The organism is Candidatus Thermoplasmatota archaeon (assembly GCA_022848865.1).
In the GTDB taxonomy this organism is placed as follows: domain Archaea; phylum Thermoplasmatota; class Thermoplasmata; order RBG-16-68-12; family JAGMCJ01; genus JAGMCJ01.
The window spans coordinates 1-22,496 of the sequence record JAJISE010000012.1; the positions used below are offsets into that span (position 1 = coordinate 1).

At 58.4% G+C, this 22,496-nt stretch carries 23 protein-coding genes; 8 read left to right on the forward strand and 15 right to left on the reverse strand.

Going from position 1 to position 22,496, the window contains the following annotated elements:
- From LN415_03600 to LN415_03620, 5 genes are all read left to right on the forward strand, one after another.
- Window positions 1–247 (forward strand): hypothetical protein (locus LN415_03600; GenBank protein MCJ2556174.1); only part of this gene is annotated, 247 nt, incomplete at its 5' end.
- 77 nt (window positions 248–324) lie between these two features.
- Window positions 325–2,199 (forward strand): ASKHA domain-containing protein, encoded by a 1,875-nt coding sequence (locus LN415_03605; GenBank protein MCJ2556175.1) that lies wholly within the window; start codon window positions 325–327, stop codon window positions 2,197–2,199.
- Window positions 2,200–2,222: 23 nt separating this feature from the next.
- A complete protein-coding gene (locus LN415_03610) occupies window positions 2,223–3,224 on the forward strand; it encodes a hypothetical protein (GenBank protein MCJ2556176.1) in 1,002 nt (333 codons plus the stop codon).
- Window position 3,225: 1 nt separating this feature from the next.
- Complete coding sequence (locus LN415_03615; protein MCJ2556177.1) at window positions 3,226–3,972, forward strand: AAA family ATPase; 747 nt, start codon at window positions 3,226–3,228, stop codon at window positions 3,970–3,972.
- A 34-nt stretch (window positions 3,973–4,006) separates the two neighbouring features.
- Complete coding sequence (locus LN415_03620; GenBank protein MCJ2556178.1) at window positions 4,007–5,140, forward strand: DUF166 domain-containing protein; 1,134 nt, start codon at window positions 4,007–4,009, stop codon at window positions 5,138–5,140.
- Here LN415_03620 and LN415_03625 read toward each other — a convergent pair whose 3' ends face one another.
- The 10 genes from LN415_03625 to LN415_03670 all read right to left on the reverse strand — a co-directional run bounded on the left by LN415_03625 (window position 5,141) and on the right by LN415_03670 (window position 14,710).
- Window positions 5,141–6,475, reverse strand: coding sequence for an acetyl-CoA decarbonylase/synthase complex subunit gamma (locus tag LN415_03625; GenBank protein ID MCJ2556179.1), 1,335 nt, complete (start codon window positions 6,473–6,475; stop codon window positions 5,141–5,143).
- Window positions 6,475–7,437, reverse strand: a complete 963-nt coding sequence (locus LN415_03630) for an acetyl-CoA decarbonylase/synthase complex subunit delta (GenBank protein MCJ2556180.1) — start codon at window positions 7,435–7,437, stop codon at window positions 6,475–6,477. The genes LN415_03625 and LN415_03630 overlap by 1 nt, the downstream gene beginning before the upstream one ends.
- A 12-nt stretch (window positions 7,438–7,449) precedes the next feature.
- Window positions 7,450–9,606, reverse strand: coding sequence for a CO dehydrogenase/CO-methylating acetyl-CoA synthase complex subunit beta (gene cdhC / locus LN415_03635; GenBank protein MCJ2556181.1), 2,157 nt, complete (start codon window positions 9,604–9,606; stop codon window positions 7,450–7,452).
- On the reverse strand, window positions 9,603–11,618 hold the full coding sequence (gene cooS, locus LN415_03640) for an anaerobic carbon-monoxide dehydrogenase catalytic subunit (protein ID MCJ2556182.1): 2,016 nt from the start codon (window positions 11,616–11,618) through the stop codon (window positions 9,603–9,605). Before cooS ends, cdhC begins: the two co-directional genes overlap by 4 nt.
- A 10-nt stretch (window positions 11,619–11,628) precedes the next feature.
- Window positions 11,629–12,057, reverse strand: coding sequence for a 4Fe-4S binding protein (locus LN415_03645; protein ID MCJ2556183.1), 429 nt, complete (start codon window positions 12,055–12,057; stop codon window positions 11,629–11,631).
- Between the two features lie 169 nt (window positions 12,058–12,226).
- On the reverse strand, window positions 12,227–12,463 hold the full coding sequence (locus LN415_03650; GenBank protein ID MCJ2556184.1) for a 4-oxalocrotonate tautomerase family protein: 237 nt from the start codon (window positions 12,461–12,463) through the stop codon (window positions 12,227–12,229).
- Window positions 12,460–13,251, reverse strand: a complete 792-nt coding sequence (locus LN415_03655) for an AAA family ATPase (GenBank protein ID MCJ2556185.1) — start codon at window positions 13,249–13,251, stop codon at window positions 12,460–12,462. The genes LN415_03650 and LN415_03655 overlap by 4 nt, the downstream gene beginning before the upstream one ends.
- 7 nt (window positions 13,252–13,258) lie before the next feature.
- Complete coding sequence (locus LN415_03660; GenBank protein MCJ2556186.1) at window positions 13,259–13,447, reverse strand: CooT family nickel-binding protein; 189 nt, start codon at window positions 13,445–13,447, stop codon at window positions 13,259–13,261.
- A gap of 61 nt (window positions 13,448–13,508) precedes the next feature.
- The gene (locus tag LN415_03665; GenBank protein ID MCJ2556187.1) at window positions 13,509–13,943 is read right to left on the reverse strand and encodes a YbhB/YbcL family Raf kinase inhibitor-like protein; all 435 of its coding nucleotides are present in this window, start codon (window positions 13,941–13,943) and stop codon (window positions 13,509–13,511) included.
- 47 nt (window positions 13,944–13,990) lie between these two features.
- Window positions 13,991–14,710, reverse strand: a complete 720-nt coding sequence (locus tag LN415_03670; protein MCJ2556188.1) for a ubiquinone/menaquinone biosynthesis methyltransferase — start codon at window positions 14,708–14,710, stop codon at window positions 13,991–13,993.
- 87 nt (window positions 14,711–14,797) lie between these two features.
- Between LN415_03670 and LN415_03675 the strand changes: the two genes are divergently transcribed.
- Entirely contained in the window at window positions 14,798–14,923 is a 126-nt protein-coding gene (locus LN415_03675; protein MCJ2556189.1) for a desulfoferrodoxin FeS4 iron-binding domain-containing protein, read from the forward strand.
- A gap of 3 nt (window positions 14,924–14,926) precedes the next feature.
- On the opposite strand, the gene LN415_03680 is transcribed toward LN415_03675, so the two are convergent.
- The 3 genes from LN415_03680 to LN415_03690 form a co-directional block, all read right to left on the reverse strand.
- A complete protein-coding gene (locus LN415_03680; GenBank protein MCJ2556190.1) occupies window positions 14,927–15,520 on the reverse strand; it encodes a flavodoxin family protein in 594 nt (197 codons plus the stop codon).
- Between the two features lie 102 nt (window positions 15,521–15,622).
- Window positions 15,623–16,003, reverse strand: a complete 381-nt coding sequence (locus tag LN415_03685) for a hypothetical protein (protein ID MCJ2556191.1) — start codon at window positions 16,001–16,003, stop codon at window positions 15,623–15,625.
- 11 nt (window positions 16,004–16,014) lie between these two features.
- On the reverse strand, window positions 16,015–16,524 hold the full coding sequence (locus LN415_03690) for a hypothetical protein (GenBank protein ID MCJ2556192.1): 510 nt from the start codon (window positions 16,522–16,524) through the stop codon (window positions 16,015–16,017).
- 131 nt (window positions 16,525–16,655) lie between these two features.
- Here LN415_03690 and LN415_03695 point away from each other — a divergent pair, with 131 nt between their 5' ends.
- Entirely contained in the window at window positions 16,656–20,303 is a 3,648-nt protein-coding gene (locus LN415_03695; protein ID MCJ2556193.1) for a serine hydroxymethyltransferase, read from the forward strand.
- A gap of 1 nt (window position 20,304) precedes the next feature.
- On the opposite strand, the gene LN415_03700 is transcribed toward LN415_03695, so the two are convergent.
- Window positions 20,305–20,859 carry a molybdenum cofactor guanylyltransferase gene (locus tag LN415_03700; GenBank protein ID MCJ2556194.1) on the reverse strand — a complete coding sequence of 185 codons (555 nt, stop codon included), beginning with the start codon at window positions 20,857–20,859 and terminating at the stop codon, window positions 20,305–20,307.
- Window positions 20,860–20,866: 7 nt separating this feature from the next.
- Window positions 20,867–21,646, reverse strand: coding sequence for a formate dehydrogenase accessory sulfurtransferase FdhD (gene fdhD / locus LN415_03705; protein ID MCJ2556195.1), 780 nt, complete (start codon window positions 21,644–21,646; stop codon window positions 20,867–20,869).
- Between the two features lie 435 nt (window positions 21,647–22,081).
- On the opposite strand from fdhD, the gene LN415_03710 reads away from it, so the two are divergent.
- A complete protein-coding gene (locus LN415_03710) occupies window positions 22,082–22,456 on the forward strand; it encodes a VOC family protein (protein MCJ2556196.1) in 375 nt (124 codons plus the stop codon).
- Window positions 22,457–22,496: the final 40 nt, after the last annotated feature.

Sequence of the window (22,496 nt, forward strand, 5' to 3'; positions counted from 1 at the left end):
CTTCGACGCGAGATCGGAGGGCGAGACGGTCGGGGACATCGCCAAGAAAGATGGAGAGGGCAATCCACTGTTCGCGGAGATACGCAGGCTGGGCTTCATACGCGAGCTGCCGCTCATTGTTCATACACTGAGGGTATTCGCTGAGGGGGATGTCCGAATCGAGGGCGGAACGGTCGTTGCCCATGGCCAACCAGTCCCTGGCGGGTACGATCTCTCAGAGGCGATTGACAAGGCAGTATCCACCTAGCGGAAGAGAAGGCGCTTCTCCCTGCAGGCAGTCGAAAACGTTTATCTATAGAGCAGGACTTCGGAATGCTGGGAGACATGGCTAAGAAGGTGCAGGTCAGGTTCCTACCAGGCGACAAGACGATAGAGGTCGACAAGGGCACGGACCTCCTCGACGCAGCGATCGAGGGCGACATCTACATCGATTCCATCTGCGGCGGTCGAGGCAAGTGCGGTAAGTGCAAGGTCATCGTTCAGGCGGGAGATGTTACAGCCGAGAAGACGGAGCTTCTCGAACCTGACGAGATCAAGAAGGGTTATCACCTCGCATGCATGACCCGGGCGGAGGGCGACGTCGAAGTCCTCGTCCCTGAAGAGAGCCGCATGGGGCTGCTTCAGATACTCATGAAGGCCGACGTCGTGGAGGCGGAGAAGCTGGACCCGCCCATCATGAAATTCCATTTCAAGCTGAGCGAGCCCACGCTGACGGACAATCTGAGCGACCTGGACCGCCTGAAGCGAGCTCTGAGCGACCACGGGATCGAGGACATCATGGGCCCCCTGCCCGTGATGAGGAGGATGAGCGACCTCTTCAGGAAGAGCGAGTGGGACGTGACGGCCACGGTCGTGGAGGACGGCGAGTGCCACGAGCTCGTGCATCTGCAGGGTGGAGACACATCCGCGAGGAACTTCAGTCTGGCGGTGGACGTGGGGACCACGACCGTCGTCGCCGAGCTCGTGAACCTGAGCAGCGGGGAGATAGTAGCGAAGGAGGCAGCCTACAACAAGCAGGTGATCCACGGCGAGGACGTCCTCACCAGGATTCTTCACGCCGAGGAGGAGAAGGGCGGGCTGAAGGACCTCAGAATGCTGATCGTGGAGACGATTAACTATCTCCTCAAGGAGATGATGGACGAGGCGGGAGTGCGTCGGAACGAGATCTGCTACGCCGCCGCGGCCGGGAACACCGTGATGACCCATCTGCTTCTCGGACTGAACCCGGCGCACATCAGGCGGGAGCCGTACATCCCGTCCGCGAACTTCTTCCCGCTCATCAAGGCCAGGGAGACCGGCATCAAGATCAACCCAGAGGGCTACGTCTACATCCTGCCGTGTCGGAGTAGCTACGTCGGCGGGGACATCACGGCGGACGTGCTGGCGTCAGCGCTGCACAAGACGGATAAGCTCTCCATGCTGATTGACGTCGGGACGAACGGCGAGGTCGTTCTCGGGAACAAGGACTGGATGGTCTCCTGCTCGTGCTCGGCGGGCCCGGCGTTCGAGGGCGGCGAGGTCGATTACGGCATCCGGGCAATGGTCGGTGCGATAGAGAAAGTGACCCTCACCACGGACCTTGAGGTCAAGTACAAGACGATAGGGGACGTGAAGCCCAAAGGCATCTGCGGCACCGGTCTCATCGACCTTCTCGCGGAGATGTTCATGCACGGCGTCATCGACCGTTCAGGGAGGATCAGGTCGCTCAAGACCCCGAGGGTCCGCGACGGCCCCGAGGGCAAGGAGTTCGTCGTCGTCTGGGCGGACGAGACCAGGATATACAATGACATGGTCATCACAGAGGTCGACATCAGGAACATCATCAGGACGAAGGCGGCGGTCTACGCTGCCGCGACCGTGCTGCTGAAGACGATGAACTGCTCCTTCGACGACGTCGAGCAGATATTCATCGCTGGCGGCTTCGGGAACTATCTGGACACGAGGAAGAGCATATGGCTCGGCCTGCTTCCCGACGTGGACCCTGACAAGTTCAGGTTCATCGGGAACGGGTCTTTGGCGGGCGCTCGCTTGACGATCCTGTCGAAGAAGAGCAAGCAGGAGGCGATCGATATCGCCAAGAAGATGACCTACATCGAGCTTAGCGTCACACCGTCATTCTTCAACGAGTTCACCTCCGCCATGTTCTTGCCTCATACCGACCTAGAGAAGTTCCCGAGCGCCAGGGAGCTGGTCATCTGACCTTCCGTGCGGGTTTCCTTCCGATGACCGTTGGAAGCCTCCCGCACACTGACGTCAAAAAGGCCGTGGACCTCGTTTTGAAATACACGCCCGAGGTCCCGACCTGGCCACAGCTTCCCCGCCGGGGATTCAAGGAGAACATGTACGCCCAGTACTCGCAGAGCATCCCTGGCATCTGGATGGAGGATGACAGGATATTCGTGAATCCCGGGGAGGCCTCTGAGATCGAGTCCTTCTACGAGAAGGTCATCGAGGAGGATTTGGAGTACTTCTCGCTGTCGCCCGAGTTCGCCACCGCATTCTTCGAGTTCGAGCGGGCAGTGAAGGGAACCCCCGCCAAGATAGTTCGAGGGCAGGTCACGGGACCCATCAGCTTGGGTCTCAACCTGACGTACGAGGACAAGAGATCGCTTCTGTACGACGACACGTACAAGGAGATCATCACGAAGACGGTCAACATGACCGCCCGTTGGATGGCGAACCGTCTCTCTGGTCTACACGAGAACACACTGGTCGTCTTCGACGAGCCGTATCTCAACATGTATGGCTCGGCCTTCCTGAACATCGGCAAGGACGAGGTCCTCACATTGTTCGAGGACGTGGTCAGCGACCTTGGCGGGCTGAGCGGGTTCCACTGTTGCGGGAACACGGAATGGCCGCTCATCCTGCGGTCTCCCGCCAGTATGCTCTCCTTCGACGCCTACAACTACGGTCACACGCTCTCGCTCTATCCCGAGGATGTGTCAGCCTTCCTGGACCGGGGAGGGATTATCGCGTGGGGTGTCGTGCCTTCCACTCCCGAGCCCTTCGACGCGGAGAATCTGCAAAGCCTTATAGGGAAGCTTGAAAATAATATTGGACTGCTGGCAGACAAAGGTGTGGACGAGGAAAGGATCCACAGGCAGTCCCTTGTGACGCCCATGTGCGGCCTCTCAGGCCTCAGCGAGGATCAGGCGGAGGCGGCCCTGAGGATGACGAGGGAACTATCCAGCCACATGCGTGAGAAGTACGGTCTGGAGGACTGAGATGGGAAAGACCATCGCCGTTTCGGGCAAGGGCGGCGTGGGGAAGTCCACGTTCGCGACGCTTCTGATAAAGGCGCTCAGCGAGAAGTCCGTGGTTCTGGCGGTCGACGCAGACCCCAACTCGACGCTCGACGTGATGCTGGGGGTCGAAGTGAACCAGACCATCGGCGATCTCAGAGAGGACCTGCTCAAGAACGTTGGTGATTTGTCCCCCGCTATGTCCAAGCAGGACTACGTGGACTATAACCTCCGCATGGCCATGACCGAGGGCGACAAGTTCGACCTCGTTGCGATGGGCAGACAGGAGGGTCCGGGCTGCTACTGCTACATCAACAACATCCTTCGGACGTATCTGGACCAGCTCTCGGCGAACTACGATTACGTGGTCATAGACAACGAGGCCGGGATGGAGCACCTCAGCAGGAGGACCACAAGGAACGTCGATATGATGTTCATACTGTCGGACCCGACCAAACACGGCGTGGTGACCGCTGGAAGGATCAGGGAACTGAGCGGGAGCCTAGACCTGAAGGTGAAGGACAGATGCCTGGTCATCAGTCGCACCGCCGAGATCCCGGAGCTCCTCAGCCCGGTCATCGAGGAGGCTGGTTTTGACTGCAGGGAAGTGTTCCCCGAGGACCAGAACATAATGGAGTCCTCCCTGACCGGGGATCCGCTCATCGATCTCCCCGCGGACAGCGTCGCCTACAGGCGGGCCAAGGAGATTCTCGCCAAGCTGAACATCTAGCCACCGCGCGATTTCAAGTCGGCAGAGGCACTACATGAGAAAGGAAGTCACATTTGGCAAAGAATACACTGGAAGCGATGTTGTAGCGGCCCTCAGGTCGTCTGCATCCAGCACGGGGTCGTTGCGCTTTGACTACGTTCCCGAGCGGGTCTATCTGAAGGGGCAGAAGGAGAAGGAGGTCTTTTCGAACCTTCGACTGACAATCGGCGACAAAGAGGTATGCGTTCTCGTGGGAGAGGAAACCGAGCTTCGGGGCGATGCGAAGTACTCATCCATCACTCTAGAGATTGGCGAAGACCTCGATTTGGACGAAGACTTCGAGAAGAATCTCCTTGAGGCTCTGGAGAGAGGGCCGACCTATCGCGTCGAGCGGGCCGCGGAGAAGGAGGAGGAAATCCAGAAGCGGGAGCTGACGGCCGAGGAACTCGAGCGGATAGGCAAAGGAGAAATGACGATTCTCGCGCTCGTTCAGGGTGAGTACGGTGAGCGCATCGCCAAGAATGTTCAGGACAACGGTCCCGAGGGCTTCAAGGTGGAGACACTGACCCTCCCTGAGGATCTGCCCCTCGTCATCGACGACCCCGCCGAGTTCCTGCCAGAGTCCGTGCCCAAAGCGGACCTGGTACTCGCTCTGCAGGAGAACTCGAGCGCCGCTCAACTGATCGTAGACATAGTGAAGGCCGCAGATGCGATTGCGCTTATCGCACCGGTGGACAGCTCACAGTGGCTGCCGCTCGGGATGAAGACCCAGATCAAGCGGGAACTCTCGAAGATCGGAATCGCAACCGCGTTCCCGAGGCCCTTCTGCACCCTCGATGAGGTGGGCGATCCTATCATCGACAAGTTCGTGGAGTTCTTTGGAAGGCCCATACTGGACGTGAAGGTCGAGAAGAACACCGTGACGGGGACGGAGGTCGTGCGTGACTCGCCCTGCGGCTGCGGAAGGTTCGTTGCCGATAAACTCCCAGGAACGGAGGTCAGGGATGCCGTGGAGAAGGCGGGGCTTGCGCACCATCACTATCCATGCTTGTGCTCGATGAACGTCGAGGACGACCTCGGGGACACTCTGATGCACGTCTCCGGTCTGCAGATGAAGAAGACCGTGGACAAGTCACTCGAGCCGATCAGGAAGAAAGAGGCGAGCTACATAGACCCGACGCAGATGTAGCTAGGCGCCAGCGTATTCTCTCAGGTACTTCGGAAGGCCGGAGGAATCCCTCGGTCCAACGACCACTTCCCAGCCGGAGTTCTCGTTGAGCTTTCCGCTCATCCTCGCCACCTGTCCGGGGATGATGATCTTCTTGTGATTGACCTTGTCCGCGATCCCGCAGCTCTCTATCAGCTCCGTAGCCGTGTCGGCGGTGAACTTGTCCGCCGCGAATGCCGTCATCACGGACAGACCCTCGGAATCGGCCACGAGGAGATAGCTCGGGACCTTGCTCGTCTCGATGTCCCCCGCGACGGTGAAGTAAGTGAGCGAGAAGTTCGTTGTGATCAGCACCGGTGAGTCCTCGGCGGGTCCGTTCAGCTCGTATATGCCAGGCTTCACCTGTATGGGCTTCTGCGGGTCCGTGTAGATGTTCTGCCTGAGCGTGAGCAGCGGATACATGATGGCCCTGTCCGCCTCCTTCATAACGACGATGGAAGCGTACTTCACGGTTCCTATCGCGGCTTCCAGACCCTCGCTCGCGCCCTCACCCCCGGCGAACATGATGACCGGATAGCCGAGAGGTCTGAAGAGCTTCTTTATGGCGAGCCGCCTGACCAGCGTGAGCTCCTGGAACAACCTGCCCAGGGGTTTCTTGCCGAGGTCAAGGACGATGTCCTCCACACCCGCCTCCTTCACCTTCTTGCTCAGTTCAGCGAGTTCCTCCAACCCCGAGTCCTCTAGGACCGCCAGCGGGCAGTTGTTCGCCTTCGCGAGTTCCGCCATCTTCTCGTAGTTGTCCTTGGTCGCGGCGTGAATGAGCGGTCTGTCAGAGCCGCAGACCTTCAGCCCTTCCTCCATGACCGCTGGGTTCTGCGACACGAGCACGAGCGGTACCGATGTCTTCCCCTTCACCGCGGAGACGGCGGAAGAGAACTTCGCTGGATCGTCCGACTTCGAGCGGATTGCGATCATGTCAAGTTGCATCTCCTCCCCCACTCGCTCGAACTTCATCTCCTCGGTTGCCTGGACCTTGGACTCTATGTCTGGAGAGTCATCATCGACCATCAGGGCGTACGCTACAGGATGGTAGAACGTCTTCTCGTGCCTATGCATGACGACCTCGTCTCCCATCTCGATCTCCCTGTCCCCAGAGCCCACCTTCACCAGTTTTATCGGCGGTGCGGCTGAGGATTCCAGCAGTTCCTTTGCCTCGTCCGAGACGTCCGGACAGGCGTCGATGCTCGCCTTCTTGTTGGCCAGCTGCATCGCGAACGCGAGGCATGTTGGGAACCCGCATTTCCCGCAGTTCGTCTGCGGCAGTTTCTTGTAGATGTCAAGGGCAGTGAGCGCCATTACTGCTCACCTCCTCCATGGAGGCTCTTGACCGACTCCTTGACGTGCTTGACAGCGTCCGGATGTCTCATGAGAAGCGCGTCCGCGCCCGCCAGCAGGGCGGACAGACCGGTCGTGGCCTCCCAGAACACGGCTCGGGAAGTGAAATCCCCGGTGTCGGCGTCCTCCTTGAACGCCTCCCTCGCGTTCCAGACGCGCGCTGTCCCGCACATTATGGGAACCTGAAGGATCTTGTCTCCCATGAGCGCAGCGAGCCGGATCCTCTCGATGACAGAGTACGAGTACTCGAGCCCGTATCCTAGCCCCGCCTGAAGCGGGTCCATGACGATGTTCTCGAGCTTGACACCGAAATCCGTGAGCAGGATGTTCATCTGCTTCGCCAGGTTGATGTCCAGATTGCTGAACGCCACGATTCCATGGTCGTTGGACATGGTCGCGACGGATATCGACTTGTACGCGGCCTCCTCCGCGAGACCGAGAAGGCACCTCTCGCCGGCCATAACGTTCGAGGCCATCTCGAGGACCTTAGCGTCCTTCTCCTCATCCCCGGAGCCGTAAATCAGGAGCGGGACTCCGACCGCTTCCTTGAGCTCCTTGATTGTCTGCTCAGCGTCCTCGACCGAGCGGTTCTCCTCCTCCGGGTTCGTGCCGATCATCCTGATGCAGATCATGTCCGCGCCGTATTCCTCGACGCACTTCTTGGCCCACTTGCCGGGGTCGTCGATGACATCCTCGAAGGGCTTCCTCGCAACCTCTGGATAGTCCTCTCGGACGACGTCGAAGATCTCCATCCCTATCGGCGGCTCGTTCGGATACTCGCCCTCAAAGCCGAGGAAAGGCAGGCTTGTTGCCCCTCCCAGGGCAACCTTGCTCGTCCGCGTTCCTCCCTCGCTCTCGAGGGCTCCGATGACGACTTGTCCAATCTTCCCTACCCACTTCTCCTTGGGCAACTCCAATGCCATTGTACCAGGCCCCTACAGCATAGATGGTAACTTCAGAGCTGGATGGTCCTTCTCTGCGAGGAACTCAAGCAGCTCCGCCGATTCCGTTGCGACAGTCTCGTCAGCGATCTTGTCCACGAAATCGGGAATGCCCAATTCCTCTGCTCTCTCTTTAAGTTTGTCGTACATCGCGTCCTTGAGCTCCTTCGGCATCCAGACGATCCTTTGGAACCCGCCATCCGCGCTTACGAACTTGTCCGACAGCAGGTAGTACCTTCCGACGCCTATGAATCCAGGCATCTGCAATCCGCCACCCACAGTTCCGGCGAGCGTGGAGAACTTCATCCCCAGGGGCGTCATCCCACCGTGCTCCCGGTTTACGACGACGACGCCGTTCGCCTCGGGAACTATACCGACGATGCATTCGAAGCAGCCGCACGAGGTCATCGGGTCCTCCATCATGGTGTAGATGTTGAACTTGTCCAGCTTCCCGTGAGAGTGCTCGATTACCGCCTCGTTCACGCCCTCCCACTGGCCCTTGACCTCCTCTATAGTGGTCTTTTTGTCAATGGGCTGATTCGGACCCGTCGGCGTAATCTGATTACTGGCCTTGGCGTCCAGCCAGTTGATGGCGCCGCAGAGCCCGAGCCTCTGGGGAGTGATGATGCACACGTGGTTCGGAGCGAAGCTCTGGCACAGCGTGCAGGTGTAGAACGTTTCCACGGCCTCGTCGGTCATTCCTCTCAGCCGCTCGTCCCTGTATTCGTAGGATTCCATCGCCTCCGGAAGGTGCTTCTCGATCTCCGCTGGGTCCGTCGTTATGGTCACCTGAACACGGCTCAACAGTCCGCCAAAGTCGTCGTGGAACTTGGCGTGCAGCACGTCGCCGAAGTGCTTGAACCTCAGGCCCTGGGCGGCACCGTCCTTGCTGAGCCTTATCCAAAGAAGGTTCCTCTGGCCCGTGTGCCACGCGCCCTCGGCGAAGTTGATGAACTGATGTATCCTCCTCTCCAGGACGGACTCGAAGTCCTTCTGCATATCCTTTCCGTAAACCTCGACCACGATCCCGAGCGGGCTGCCGCTCCCTTCCTCGAGCTCGTCGATGTCCTTCCCGATCATGGTTATCTTGCCGTCCTCCACCTCGTCCGCCTCTCGCATCTTCACCAGCTCGAAGACGGGCGTCTTGGAGGGTCCGCCGCATTCCACATACGTGTCCGGTCTCCTGACGGTCTCGCCCTCGAACGCGGGTCCGTACGGGACCGGGATGTCGACGGCTGCGAGCTTGACCTGCATGTCCCTTACTTCGATGGCCGTCTGAACCATCTGGTCGTAATCCTTCTGCACGATGTACTTGCCCGGGATCTCCTCTACATCCTGGTCCGTGATCGTCGGGGAGCCGTTGAACATCACGGCGAACTCAGCTGCGACCTTGATCTGGTCAAGCGGGCCGAACTGGAACACTACGACCTTGGGTCTCGTCTTGAGGTATTTCAGCAGTCCCTCTCGGTCTCCGCGCTTTATCCCGCCGAAAGCGAGGGCGGCCCTGATGGCGAAGCTTAGGCCGTGTATCGCCTGCGTGAACTCGCCGAGGGGAAAGAGCATTATGTCAGTCCCCATCTTGATCCCCTGGTCCTCGAGCTGCCTGATTATGTCGAATGTCGCCATGAGCAGCATGCCCTTGTTCTGGAAGTCCCTCACTATCCTCGCTAGAGCCTCCGGGTCCTTCGCCTTTCCGATGAAGACTACAGCACCAGGGATGGTATCGTCGACGAATGCTATGCCCAGATTCCTGAGAACTGGGTCTCCAACGAAGCCGCAGTACTCCTGCCTTCCTGGCGGGGCCTCGTTCTCGAACGGCTTGTCGTTACCGATGTACCGAAGCGCCTCCACGATCTCGGCGGACCACATGGTGGCCTCGCCGGCGGTTAGCGCGTTCTCGAGAGTGGGCTCGGGCCTTATCTTCCCCCTGACCTCTCCGAGTAGAGCGGGAAGGTCACTGAGCGTCTTCACGGGCGTCGTCGTCCAGCCGTAGAAGCAGGGTAGCTCGTATCCCGTGTCCGGATACTCGATCGTCTGGTCAGGACCGTATTTCCTCAGGGCGCGGTTCAGGAGAACGTCGGCGTAGCCGGTTGCCGTTATGGCTCCCGAGATCGCCATGCTGAACAGCTCTGTCTGCGTGACCTTGGTCATTCCTCCTCACCTCCGTCCGCAGCGACCTCAGGTTTCTCCGCGAAAACATCCTCCTTCGTCTCGCCGGACCAATAGATGGTCTCCTTGTCCTCACCGATGCCCAGTCTCCAGCGTCGATTCCTCACTATGTTGACCAGTTTCCTGGCAGCTTCGTCCGGGTCCTCCTCGAAGACGAAGTAGCCTCCGTAGACGTCGCGGGCTGTGTTCTCGGCGATTTGTACCACGAGGGGACTTCCATGTATGAACGGGAGCACCGCCACGTGGGTCGGCCAGCCAGTCGCCACCAGCCACGTCCCTATCACCACCGCCTTCTCGCTCATGTCCTCTGGCGCACTCGCGACGACGGGGAGGTCCTTGATATCCACTCCCATCTTGTTCGCGAGCATCGTCATGAAGTCATGTATTCGTGAGTTATCAACGCAGGACCCCATGTGCCAGACGGGCGGGAACGGGCCGTCGAAGCCAAACTTCTCTCCAAGCTCGGTGAGCACTTCCTTCAGACCCTCTCCCGCGAAGTCCTTGGTCGCCTTGGAGTTCGTGAGTCCTGCTCTGACGTAGGCGCCTGCGGCACAGCCTGTCGAGATGACAAGGATATCGTTCTTGATGAACTCCTTCGCGAGGGTCAGATGATTTAGGTCATGGCAGGTCTTCACGTTGTTGCATCCAACGAGTGCTGCGAATCCCTGGATCTTTCCCTCATTGAGCTTGTCCGCAAGATACTGAAGAGGATCATCGGAGGCCTTGGACAGAATCTCCATGATCTGTTCCACGCTGAATCCGACACAGGAAGTCTCCTTCACATCCGGTATGTGAATGGCATTCTCATTCCTGTCCTTGTAGGCGTTAATGGCCAGAAGCAGTATCTTCCTTGCGTCCTCCTTCGCGCTCGCCGGATTGAACTCTATGTGGATATCCCCTGGCTGCCTGCAGAGGTCGGACGTCGATATCAGCTTCGTGTGGAAGCAGTTCGCCCACATCCCAAGCGAGGGCAATATACACTGATAGTCGATGACCATGGCATCAAGGACACCGGTCATGATGGCCAGCTCCTGGGAGGCGAAGTTGGTCGCAAGCGGAATCCCCCGCCGCATGAGCAGTTCGTTTCCGGTGCAACATATCCCTACGATGTTGATGCCGTCCGCTCCAACTTCCTCGGCGGCACCCTTCATCTCATCTGCGATATCGCACATAATCTCGCTCAGTACGGGGTTGTGACCGTTCATCGCGATGTTGACGGACTCCTTCTTGAGCACACCGAGGTTCGACTCAGTGAACGTGAGCATGGGAGTTCCGAATAAGATGTCACTCAGGTCCGTGGATATGTGCTCACCAGCTAGATCGGCGAGAGCGCACTTTATCCCGCTGAAAATGAGGGGAACGGGATCTGCATCCACACCTATGTGGGTGCGATGCATGACCTCCACGACCGCGGCATCGATGGCATTGGGAAGGACACCATATCTGTCCAGCATCTCCAGCCTCTTGGAAGTTAGCGTGGTCCGCAACCAGGTGAGTGGTTCGTGCTCCACCCTTGAGAAGTCCTCGAAGGCCTCCCCGAGAAGCTCCTTCGTCAGCTCCATCGTGTCCTTTCCATCTACATCTATTCCGACCCTCTGCGCGACGACTCTGAGCTTGTCCTCGTCCTTTATCGAGTAAGCGTCGGCCTTTCCGTCGATAAGGGCCTTCATGGTATGGGCGATGTGTCTTCCGTGGTCGGAGTGGGCAGAACATCCTGCCGCTATCTTCCTGAGAAGGTTCCTCGAGACGATCGTGTAGGCCGTCGCCCCGCATATGCCTCGCGAGGGTTCCTTGCCAAACGGATTGATCCTGCACGGTCCCTGAAGACATATCGTGCAGCATATTCCCAGCTCTCCGAAGCGGCACTGTGGTTGCATCCTTTCGTAGCGGTCCCACATCGTTGTGGCATCCACGTCCGAATCGCGCACCTTCTCCAACATCTCCAGTGTCGCCGGGTCTACTGACTTCTGTTTCATTTCAGATTCTTTAGCCATGGTATTCCTCCTATTCTTTCACCGTCAGAGCATCAGTCGGACAGGCCGCGACGCAGGCCAGGTTCTCATACTCCTCGCAGAGGTCGCACCTGACCGCGACTTCGCTGACCATGTCCTTCTCTATGCAGTCGAATGGGCATGCCTCCAAGCACTCCCAACATCCCGTGCACTTCTCCACGTCGAACCTCACGAACCCGTCCTCTTCCTGCGTGATGGCATCGAACTCGCAGACCTCCATGCACTTCGGGTTCTTGCAGAACTGGCACCTCACGAGGTACGGGTTACCCTTCTTCAGAGAGACCCTGACACGCGGGATCGGCCTCGGCTCCGCAAGAAGGATGTCCGGCCAATCCACGTGATCGGAATGCCTCTCCCCGCACGCGGTCTCGCAAGCCCTGCAACTCATGCAGATATCTTTATCGAACTTGACTTTCTTCACTCACTACCCCCGATTAGATGGCCAACAATTCGGTTATGTCGTATACACCGCTTGTTTATAAAGTTGACCTGCTTGGCCACCGATTCCTTTCCCATTTCACGAACCGCCAGATGCTGGCCTTTGCGAATCATCTTCGGCAAAAGACGAAGTTCGACTTGCCCGATGGATGCTAATCCTCGGAGACAAGCTCTCCCGCCGAGGCCCAATTGGACTTCTCCACATCGTTGAAGACGATCCAGATCGAGTCTGGTGGGATACCCGCGATCCTCACGAAGGCGTCCGTTATAGCTCGCGCGAGCTTCTGCTTCTTCTCCTTGTCCCTGGGCCACATGTATACGTTTATGAATGGCATGTTGCACCTCCTTGCAGAGCGGAATGCCTTCCTGTGAAAAAAGCTATCGTTCAGTCCGGGAGCCCCAGTTTGTCCCCGATCTCCTCGATTGCCGAGACGATCTCCGAGCAGTCCTCGTTGTCGATCGGCGGGACGTCCTTCATGTCAGCCTCGATTACGCACGGTTTGTAGGGAATCGACCCGACCAGCTCGATGCCTATGTCCGCGAGCTTCGAGCGGGTGAAGTCATCCTTTCCGAGCGATTTGTTGAGGACCGCGACGACCTTGCCGATACCCACGTCCTCCGCCAGCTTCCTTATCCTCTCCGCCGTCTCGATGGACTTCGTTCCGGGTTCCACCACGATGACAAGAATGTCCACGCCCTCCGCCGTGCCCCTGCCCAGATGCTCGACGCCCGCCTCCATGTCCATTATGAGAACCTCGTCCCTGTCCAGAACGAGGTGCCTCAGGAGCCGCTTCAGCAACGCGTTCTCGGGGCAGAAGCATCCGCTCCCGCCCAGCTCGATGGTCCCCAGGACGATCAGTCTCACGCCGTCCTTCGCGATTGTGCCGTACGTGTCAACGAGGTCGTCCACCTTCGGGTTGAGCTTGAACATCTGTCCGTAGGAGGACCCTGGTCTCACGCCCGTCCTCTCTTCTATGAGGTCCAGCATGCGGGAGAGCGGGACCAGGTTCTTTCTCTCCTCCTCCGGTATCCCCACCGCGGACGCGAGGCTGGGGGACGGGTCGATGTCCACCGCCAATACTCTCATTCCTCGCCTCGCCAAAAGCCTTGCCAGGGTTCCTGCCAGCGTGGTCTTGCCTACACCGCCTTTCCCGGCGATTCCTATCCTCTGGGCCATCGGAGACCTACTTGGAAGCGATGATGAATCGGTGGTTCACCAGGTCCACTCTCTTCACAGTCCCTTGGACGGTCTTCATCTCGCCCATGATGTCTATGCAGGTTATCGTCTTGTCGTTCACCTCGACCTTGGCGACATCCTTCATGAGCTCGGTCTCTTCTCCATCCATCTCAACGTAAACAGTGGATTCGCACATGTTCTCACTGGCTCGGAGAAAGGAACGTCGGTATTTAACGCTTTTTTTTCGGCGGCTCGGGCTACTTGCGGGTGTACCTTCCCATGATGACGGCTTCGCCGATTTTGTGCTCCTCCACTTCGCGGTAGAATGCCCTCTTCTCGGCCGCCAGGATCTTCTCGACGTTGAGCGCGTAGAGCTTGAAGTAGTACCTGTGAGTCCCGCTCGGCGGGCAGGGTCCTCCATAGCCCTCCCTCCCGAAGTCGTTCGTGATCTGGCGGGAGCCCGCGGGCCTCGAGTTCTGAGGCATCTCTCTTGTGGCGGGCGGGATGTCTCCCAAGAGCCAGTGCACCCAGGTCCCCATGGGAGCATCCGGGTCGTCCATGATGAGCGCCAGGCTCTTCGTTCCCTCAGGAACCTCCTCCCAGACGAGATGGGGCGATACGTCCTCCCCGTCGCAAGTGAAACCAGAGGGGACGTCCCCACCATCCTCGAAGTCGTTGCTCTTCATTCTCATGACCTCGCCATCTGAGTCTACGTTTATGATTCTTTCTCTGAACCCGCCTATTTCGTGGCCTTGTGAATCCCAACCATCCCGAGGAGGAGGGGTTGGAAGGTGACCTCGCTGAAGCCCGCCCCGCGCAGGATGATGGCAACTTCCTCTGAGGCGGGGAATTTCGTCGCGGATTTGCCAAGATACGTGTACGCGCCCTTGCTCCCCGATGCCGCCCCGCCAACGAAGGGCACAATCGTCCTCAGATACGCGTGGTATAACTTCCTCAGGACGTCCGATTCAGGTTGGCTTGTCTCCATGATGACGAAGTGCCCGCCAGGCCTCAGTATCCTCAGGACCTCGGCCAGGTATGTTCCGATGGCGGGGTTCTTGTAGAGCAGGTTCCTGAACGAGAAGGCGATTGCCACGCAGTCGAACGATTCGCCTCTGAACGGCAGATGGCCCGCGTCCGCAAGGATCAGCGGCTTCGACCGGCCCGCTGCCGCGCTGGCTTTGCCTATCATCGACTCTGTGAAGTCCAAGCCGAGCACCCTCGACCCATCGCGGGTCCGCCTCATGATCGTGAAGAGAAGGTCGCCCGTCCCGCAACACAGATCCAGAATCGCTTCGGGGCGGTCCTCAAGGCACGATGCCGTGGCCTTCGCCCTCCACCGACGGTCCAGTCCGAAGGTCAGGAGACGGTTCAGCAGGTCGTACTCATCTGACACGCCCTGGAACATCTTTCTGAGAGATGCAGGTCGATGACCCGTGGGCGCGTCATCACTGACCATTCTATCTGACCTTTCCACGCTACAAAGAAGTCGCAAGATTTACATAAGCCCTTTGAATTGTGAGACTCAGACTCCAGGGTGGAACCAATGGTTCGTGTTAATGAAGTAGGTGAAGTTTTCCGATGCGAGATATGCGGGAATGTCGTCGAGGTCAAGGAAGCCGGTGGCGGAGAGCTAGTCTGCTGTGGCCAGGCTATGGTGAAGGTCGAATAGCGATTATTCCATCCGTTCTGCCGGCGCGGCGATTCTGACGCCGATCTCGAATGCCCTAGCCATGGTCTCTTCGTCGTCCTTGACGCCGCCCCTGGCCTCGTCCGTCTGACCGTAGAGTATCTTGTCAACGAGCTCGATGTTCGCCCACTTAAAGAACGCCTTCGCGGTCGTCAGGATGGGCGTGAAGTCCCTGTCCTGCCCGCCGACCGCGATGAAGACTCCCTTGTTCCGGCGCTGTTTCCTTCTCTCAAAACCGTACGTGCCGTCCTCGCGCTTCACATAGGGCATCAGACAGTTGCAGCGGTCAATCATCAGCTTCGTCTGCGCGCTCACGGTGTCGAAATACAGAGGAGAACCCAGGACGATGACGTCGCAAGAGTCCAGGGCGTCATAGATGACCTTCATGTCATCGTCGAAGAGGCAGTACTCAGGATCGGGGTCCTTCACACAGTCCTGGCACGGCCGGATCTTCAGGTCGTTCAGATGCACCTTCTCGGTCTCCGCCCCCTCGCTCTTGGCGCCCTCCAGAACTCGCGACACGAGCAGGTCCACGCTCCCCTTCTTGACCGGACTGCCGACGATCCCACAGACCTTCATTCTGCCACCTTCTGTGATCTAGGGAATCAGCGATGCGAGAAAAGACTTATGGGTCTCCAAGGGACCAACGGCCCAGGAAGGGGGCCGTAGGCCGTCGTCGACCTACTCCTTCTTCCCAAGCCCCATGTCCTCGAGGTTCGCTCGAAGGACGTCACCCAATCCGACGGGCATCAGGGACAGCATACGAAGGATGCCTAACAGGGCAATGGTAATGCCGAAAAGCACCGTTGCAATGCCTACAAGCTTCAGCGTCAGGATCGTGGGCTTCATCTCCTCGATGGCCGCCAGATCCTTCGCCAGGTCGGAACCCGCCAGCGCGCTGTCCCTATCGGCCTTCGAGTTGTTCGCGAAGTAGTCCTCCTGCATGGGAACGAGCACCGTCTGCTCCATGATCAGGGCTGTCCAGGCCATGCCGACGCCGATGACGGCGAACAGTATGGCGATCAAGGTTACCTTTCTCACCATCTTGACCGGTGGGTCCATCTCGTCGCCTCCTACGCCAGCATCTGGCCGAACTTCTTCCGGACCATCTTTCGCTTGAGGAAGAAGTAGTCCTCCGTCGATTTCATGACGGCCTGCTTCTCCATCATCTTGCGCTCGTGCGGCCAGTCCTTCATGATCTCGGCGAAGACGGCCATGAGCGTGTTGCGGTGCTCCTTCGGGATTTCCATCATGATGTCGGTCCTAGCCTTCACGACCTTCATCCTGGCATCCTCGGAGATATCACCAAGAGCGTTGAGAAGATCGGCTATCGCTGCCTTCCGCTCCGCCTCGGGCATTCCCAGGAACTTGCGCATCCTCGAGCCCAGAAGTTGCTTTCTCTCGTCCAAGGGCTTGGAGGCCAAATCCTCCAGAAACCCCAGTTGCACATTCAGCTTCTCAGCGGCCTCCGCGTATTCCTTGCATTCGGGACACGCTGCGAAGTGCTCTTCGTAGGAACGGACGTCCCCACCAGCGCACTCCTCGCAGGCGCTGAGCATATCATCTAGTTGTTGTGATGTCAAAATTACACCTCCGATCATAGTCTTACACTCGGGGGCATATCAACTGTCGTTTGTCCCCCGTGAGGGTGACAGCTGCAAAAGAATAATGTTATGAGCGACTATCACTTGGCAATAGCAGGAGAAGTGGTCGCATGGCCAAGAGAACATACGCGGATCTGGTCTTCAACGCTCGCCTCGAGGATATCGACAAGGAGGTCGCTGACCTCATAGGCTTCGAGGAGGAGAGACAGGATAGGAAGCTCATAATGATCGCATCCGAGAGCTATTGTCCCAGCCCGGTGAGGGAGGCGGTCGCGTCCGCCTTCGCGAACCTCTACGCCGAGGGGCATCCATCGGTCAGGATGGACAAGGAGGACAGGGGGCTGGCAACGGACTACGAGCACCAGATGACGCACCAGCGCAGGTTCGCGGACAGGAGATACTACAAGGGCTGTGAGTACGTCAACATCATGGAGAACCTGGCGGAGAAGAGACTGGCGGAGATCTTCGCGACGGACGAGATATCCGCGGACGAGATCTACACGAACGTCCAGCCGCTCTCGGGCGCTATCGCCAACAACGCCGTCTACAACGCCTTCCTCGAGCCCGGTGACACGGTCATGGGGATGGCGCTGAACGCGGGCGGGCATCTCACGCACGGGAGCGAGGTGAACCGCTCCGGGCGGTACTACAACGTAATCCCCTACTACCCGGACGACAGGACCGGCAAGTTCAATTTCAAGGAGCTGAAGAGGCTCGCCAAGGAGCACAGACCGAAGCTTGTCATCGCGGGGTACAGCGCCTACCCGTGGAACATCAACTGGAAGAAGTTCAGGGAGGTCGCCGACGCGGCTGGCGGGGCGATTCTCCTCGCGGACATGGCGCACGTCGCAGGCCTCATCGTCGGCGGGCAGTTCAACAACCCCATTGGATACGCGGACGTGGTCATGTTCACGACACAGAAGTCAATCTGCGGTCCCCGCGGGGCGGTCCTCATGACGACGGACAAGGAGAAGGCGAAGGCGCTGGACCGGGCCGTCTTCCCGGGCGAGCAGAGCGGGCCGCACCTGAACAACGTCATCGCGAAGGCCGTGTGCTTCGAGATAGCCAAGACGCCCGAGTTCAGGGAGCTGACGAGGAGGATCGTGGAGAACGCGAAGCATCTGGTGAGCTCGTTCAAGAAGCTCGGTCTTACCGTCGCCTACGGCGGGACGGACAGCCACCTGCTTCTGATCGACCTGAGGGACATCAAGACGAAGACCGGCTACCCGCTCACGGGCGAAATCTCGGCCCGCATCATGGAGCTCTGTGGAATCGTCATCAACAAGAACACGATCCCGTACGATGAGAATGCCATACACCCGAGCGCGATACGCTTCGGCACGACTTGGGTCACCCAGCGTGGGTTCGGAAAGAGTCAAATGGAGAAGATCGCCGCCTTGTCTCACAGGATACTGACGAACATCCAGCCCTTCCACTACGTCGGACGGGAGAAGGACGTAGGCAGGGGGAAGATCGAGCTCAGGATACTCGAAGAGGTCAAGCGGGAGGTCGACGAGCTTGTCCGGGAGGCGAGGAGCGAGGTGCCCGCGCCGAGGCATGGATATCCGCACTATGGCACCGGCGAAGGTGAGGAGTTCGAGAGTCCTCTTGAGGAGATTCACAAGGAGTCCCGCGCCAAGATGAGGAGGGTCGGCGGGTGGAGGATTCCTGCGGTCTATCACACGCTGAAGAAGGACATCGAGAAGACCAAGGACTCCGCCGGAGTCTTGGACGCGTCTGCCTACGGACTCCTAGAAGTTCGTGGCTGGCGGGCGAGGCCATTCCTCGACGAGGTCTGCACCGGCCCCATTCGCGACATGGAAGTGGGAACGAGCCAGAGGACTCTCGTCCTGGACAAGGACGGCAGGATAATCGACGACGTGGTCGTGATGAGAGGGCCGCCTGACAGGGTCGGAAGGGACCGCTACATCGTCGTGACCAACCCCCAGAACGCAGACAGAATCAAGCTCTGGTTCCGAGCACTGTCCGATTCCTACGTAATCTTCGATGACGATCTCTTCAGAAAGGTCCAAGGACCCGTCATGGTCAAAGACCTCAGGCGGGAGGGCAAGACGAGCATCTTGCTCCACGGTCACAGCAGCCTGAGGGTTCTGAGGAAACTGGCTCCAGAACTCAAGAAGTGGAGCGGCAAAGGTCTCGTGAAGGTTTCGATGGACAAGAACCGGGTCGTGATCGGATGGGCCGGGTTCCACGAGAAGTGTGAGAGGTTCCACATCATCGTTGACAGGAAGAAGAGCGTGCACGTCTGGAAAGCGATTCTGGACGCGGGCAAGAGAATGGGGATTGGCCCGATCGGATATGACGCAGAACTGGATACGCGGAAGAGGCGCTACCTCCCGATTTACGGCAGGAGGAAGACACACGCGAGTGAGATAGTGCGCAGGCGGAAGGATTTCATGGACATCTCGAAACCCTATTTCGTGGGTCAAAGGGATTTCCTGCGGAAGAGGTCCCGCAAGAAGATGTACATGTACGAGCCAGAGGACATTCCCCTGAGGAGGAGCTGCCTGTACGAAGAGCACCTCAAGCTGGCCAAAAGGACCTCCCTGAAGCCCTTCGCGGGATGGGAGATGCCCATCCTCTACACGAGCATCGCCGACGAGCACAAGGCGGTCCGGGAGACCGCTGGGCTCTTCGATGTGAGCCACATGGGCGTCATCAGCGTTCAGGGGAGAGACGCCACCGACTTTCTGGATGCCGTAACGACGAACTACGTGAGATGGCTCAAGCCCTGCGAATCACATTATTCCTACGTGCTGGACATCGACGGGCGCGTTCTCGATGACATATTCATCTACAAGATCGGCGAGGAGGACTACATGGTCGTCGCCAACGCCGTCAACGCAGAGAAGGTACTTGCTTGGCTTCAGGCCGTCAGCACCGGTGAGTACCTCCTCAGCAGGGAACACCCGTCCGTGGACGTCAGCGGAGACGTGAGCGTGAGGGACCTGAAAGACCCCTCGAGCGGGAGGGACCGGCGGGTGGACATCGCGCTCCAAGGACCCAGTTCCCGCGAGACAATCATGGAGCTGATTAAGGACGAAAGGCTAAGGCGGAGGTTCTGGTCGCTGGCAAGGTTCGAGCTCATGAAGCTGAGGCTGGGGAACGTTCCGCTGATAATCTCCCGCTCGGGATATACCGGCGAGGAGTATGGCTACGAGCTCTTCGTGCACCCGAAGAATGCTCCGAAGCTGTGGAATCTGATCCTGGAGAAGGGAAAGCCCTACGGCGTGAAGCCAGCGGGCCTGGGAGCGAGGGACTCCACCCGGACGGAGGCGGGATTCCCGCTGTGGGGGAACGAGCTCGCGGGCGAGCACGATCTCTTCCCGACAGAGGCGGGATACGGGACCTTCGTCAAGCTGCACAAGTCCTTTTTCGTCGGTAGGCAGAGAGCGGTCGAGAAGGCCAGGAACCGCGAGAGAGAAATCATCCGCTACCGGATGAAGAATAAGGGAATTCGCGTCGTCAGGCCTGGTGCCTTTGTCGTGAGCGATCAGGACAGGATCATCGGGGAGGTGACGAGCAGCGTCGTCATCGAGGGAAGGCAGCTTGGCTTGGCTCTCGTGCCGAGAGAGAATGCGATTGAGGACGCAGAGATCGGGATAGTCATCCCGCCAAGGGGAGTGAAAGCCTCAGGGAAGGAGATACAGGGACTCGTGGACTCAGGCTCCGCGACGGTCGAAAGGGCGAGGACACTCCCCAGACTGCTGATCGCGGAAGAGGGTCAAGAAGAGTAGCTCACTCCGAGTGCAGCTCGTTCATGTTGCGGAAGCAGCCCGCCGAGATGAGCCCCTGTTCGATCCACTCGTCAATGATAGGGAATGAGGCCTTCTCCACTCGGCCAAAAAGCTCCGATATCTTGAGCGTCCCGCTCGCCAGCATCTCTTCGACCAGTGGCATCTGGCTTTTCGAATACAACGAGCAAAGCGGTTCCAAGTGCCCGTTCCTCCATCTCGGAACGACGAGCTCACTCTCACCATGATCGAGCAGAAGACCCAGTATCCGAGGGTCGAGGTCTGGCATGTCGCACGCAAGAACAAAGACCCGCTCGTATCTCGCGTTCTTCAGGGCGGAGTAGATCCCGCCTAGCGGACCCTTCTCGCTCACCAGATCCCCTCTGATGTCCACATCAGTGCCCGAAAACTCGCCCTGAAGGAAGACATCGTCCGAGAGCCTTTGGAACTTCTCGTAGCATATGTTGTAGAGCGGTTTTCCACTGACTTCGAAGAGCTGTTTGGCCCGCCCGAAACGGGAGGAGTTCCCGCCAGTGAGAATCGCTACCGAGATATCCATCAGGCGATCACCCGAAGTCGATGTACTTCTCCCCGCAATATAGGTTGAACCGCTTTCCCCGAGCGAATCCGATTACCCCCATGTCATATGCATTCGCGAGCTCTATCGCCTCAAGCAACGGGGCGCTCCTAGACATTGCGAGCGGGATCCCCGCCCTGAGACACTTCCAAACCATATTAGACGTTATCCGGCCCGTGACGAAGAGGGCCTTGTCCGCGAAAGTGCCGCCATTGAGGAATGTGGAGCCGATGACCTTGTCAACCGCGTTGTGGCGGCTCACATCGAAGGCCGTGACGATGAGATTCATCTTCTCATCGAACAGGAAGGCGTAGTGGTATGCACCGGTCTGCTTGTACACATCCACGTGGTCAGAAGTCCTACTGTGTACGAGCGGGACGTCAGAAGCCTTGATTCTGAGCGGGGAGTCCATCTTCGCGATTCTATCGCCGATTCTCTTCTGGACATCCGAGGGAGTCGTGCAGTCCGTCCAGAGTATGTTGTAGTTCCTCCTGTAGGAGATGTCCGAGTCCAGGTCGATGGAGACATCCACGCGGAAGCTCCCGTCCTTCTCCCTTTCCGAGTATGTCTTGATCTCAGAGGGCTCATCGATGAAGCCTTCTGAGAAGAGGTTACCATAAACGAAGTCCTTGATGTCATGAGGTGAGATGATCGTGTCAAAGCCGATCTTGTCCTCGATCTCCAGATGGAGGAACGTCTCTTCGGCGACTAGGTCATCCACTTCTTCGAGGGCGCCGTCTTTCCATCTCTTGATCCTGATCTTCTTCATCCGTCATGTCATCGGCTGGATTGGTAAATAAACCTTGTTCAGGAGACGGGACAGTCCCCAAAAAGCGACCGGAAGTGGTCACTTTTCGTTCACTTCTTACCGCTCAAGCCTAACCCTGTGACCATCCTCATTACAGGATGAGGTGATTGAAACGTCCGGAAGAACCATAAGAAGCGCAACCCCCCACCGGGGAACTGGGTCGCCCTCGCCTGGAATCGTGAGGCACGCTCGGAACGAGGCGGGGAACGGAGGCGCTGACTGGCTGGCTGCCAGAGGCCTCCGCCCCCAGTAGGAAGGGGTCATGCGGGGCGGATAGGTCCGTCCCACGAACGCGGCAATCGAGCTGGACCCCTTTCTGTATTCTCTTCGTTCACTCAACTCCCCCCGCAAGTTTTAAGTCTCGTATTCACTTGGGGCGGTCATAGGGGGTTGATTATGACAGAAGAACCTAAACATGGAAGCTTCACCCACATAGAAATCCCTGTCAAGGACAAGGAGAGGAGCAAGGAGTTCTACGGTGAGGTTTTCGGATGGAAGTTTGAGGACGTGCCTGAGATGGACTACACGCTTTTCCACGCGCCGACACCGCCGCACGGCGGCCTGTTCGTCCCGGAAGAGGGCCAACCCACTTTTGGAGTGCTGAACCATATCAATGTTGACTCGGTCGACGAGACGTCCAAGAAGATCGAGGAGCTGGGCGGGAAGATGCTCGTGCCCAAGTCGGAAGTCCCCAACATAGGCTGGTTCGCGGTCTTCCAGGATCCGGACGGGGCTGTTCAGGCGCTCTTCGAGAGCTTGCCTAAGGAGTAGGATTCGAATCTCGATCCATAGGCAACATGACAGCGCTCAC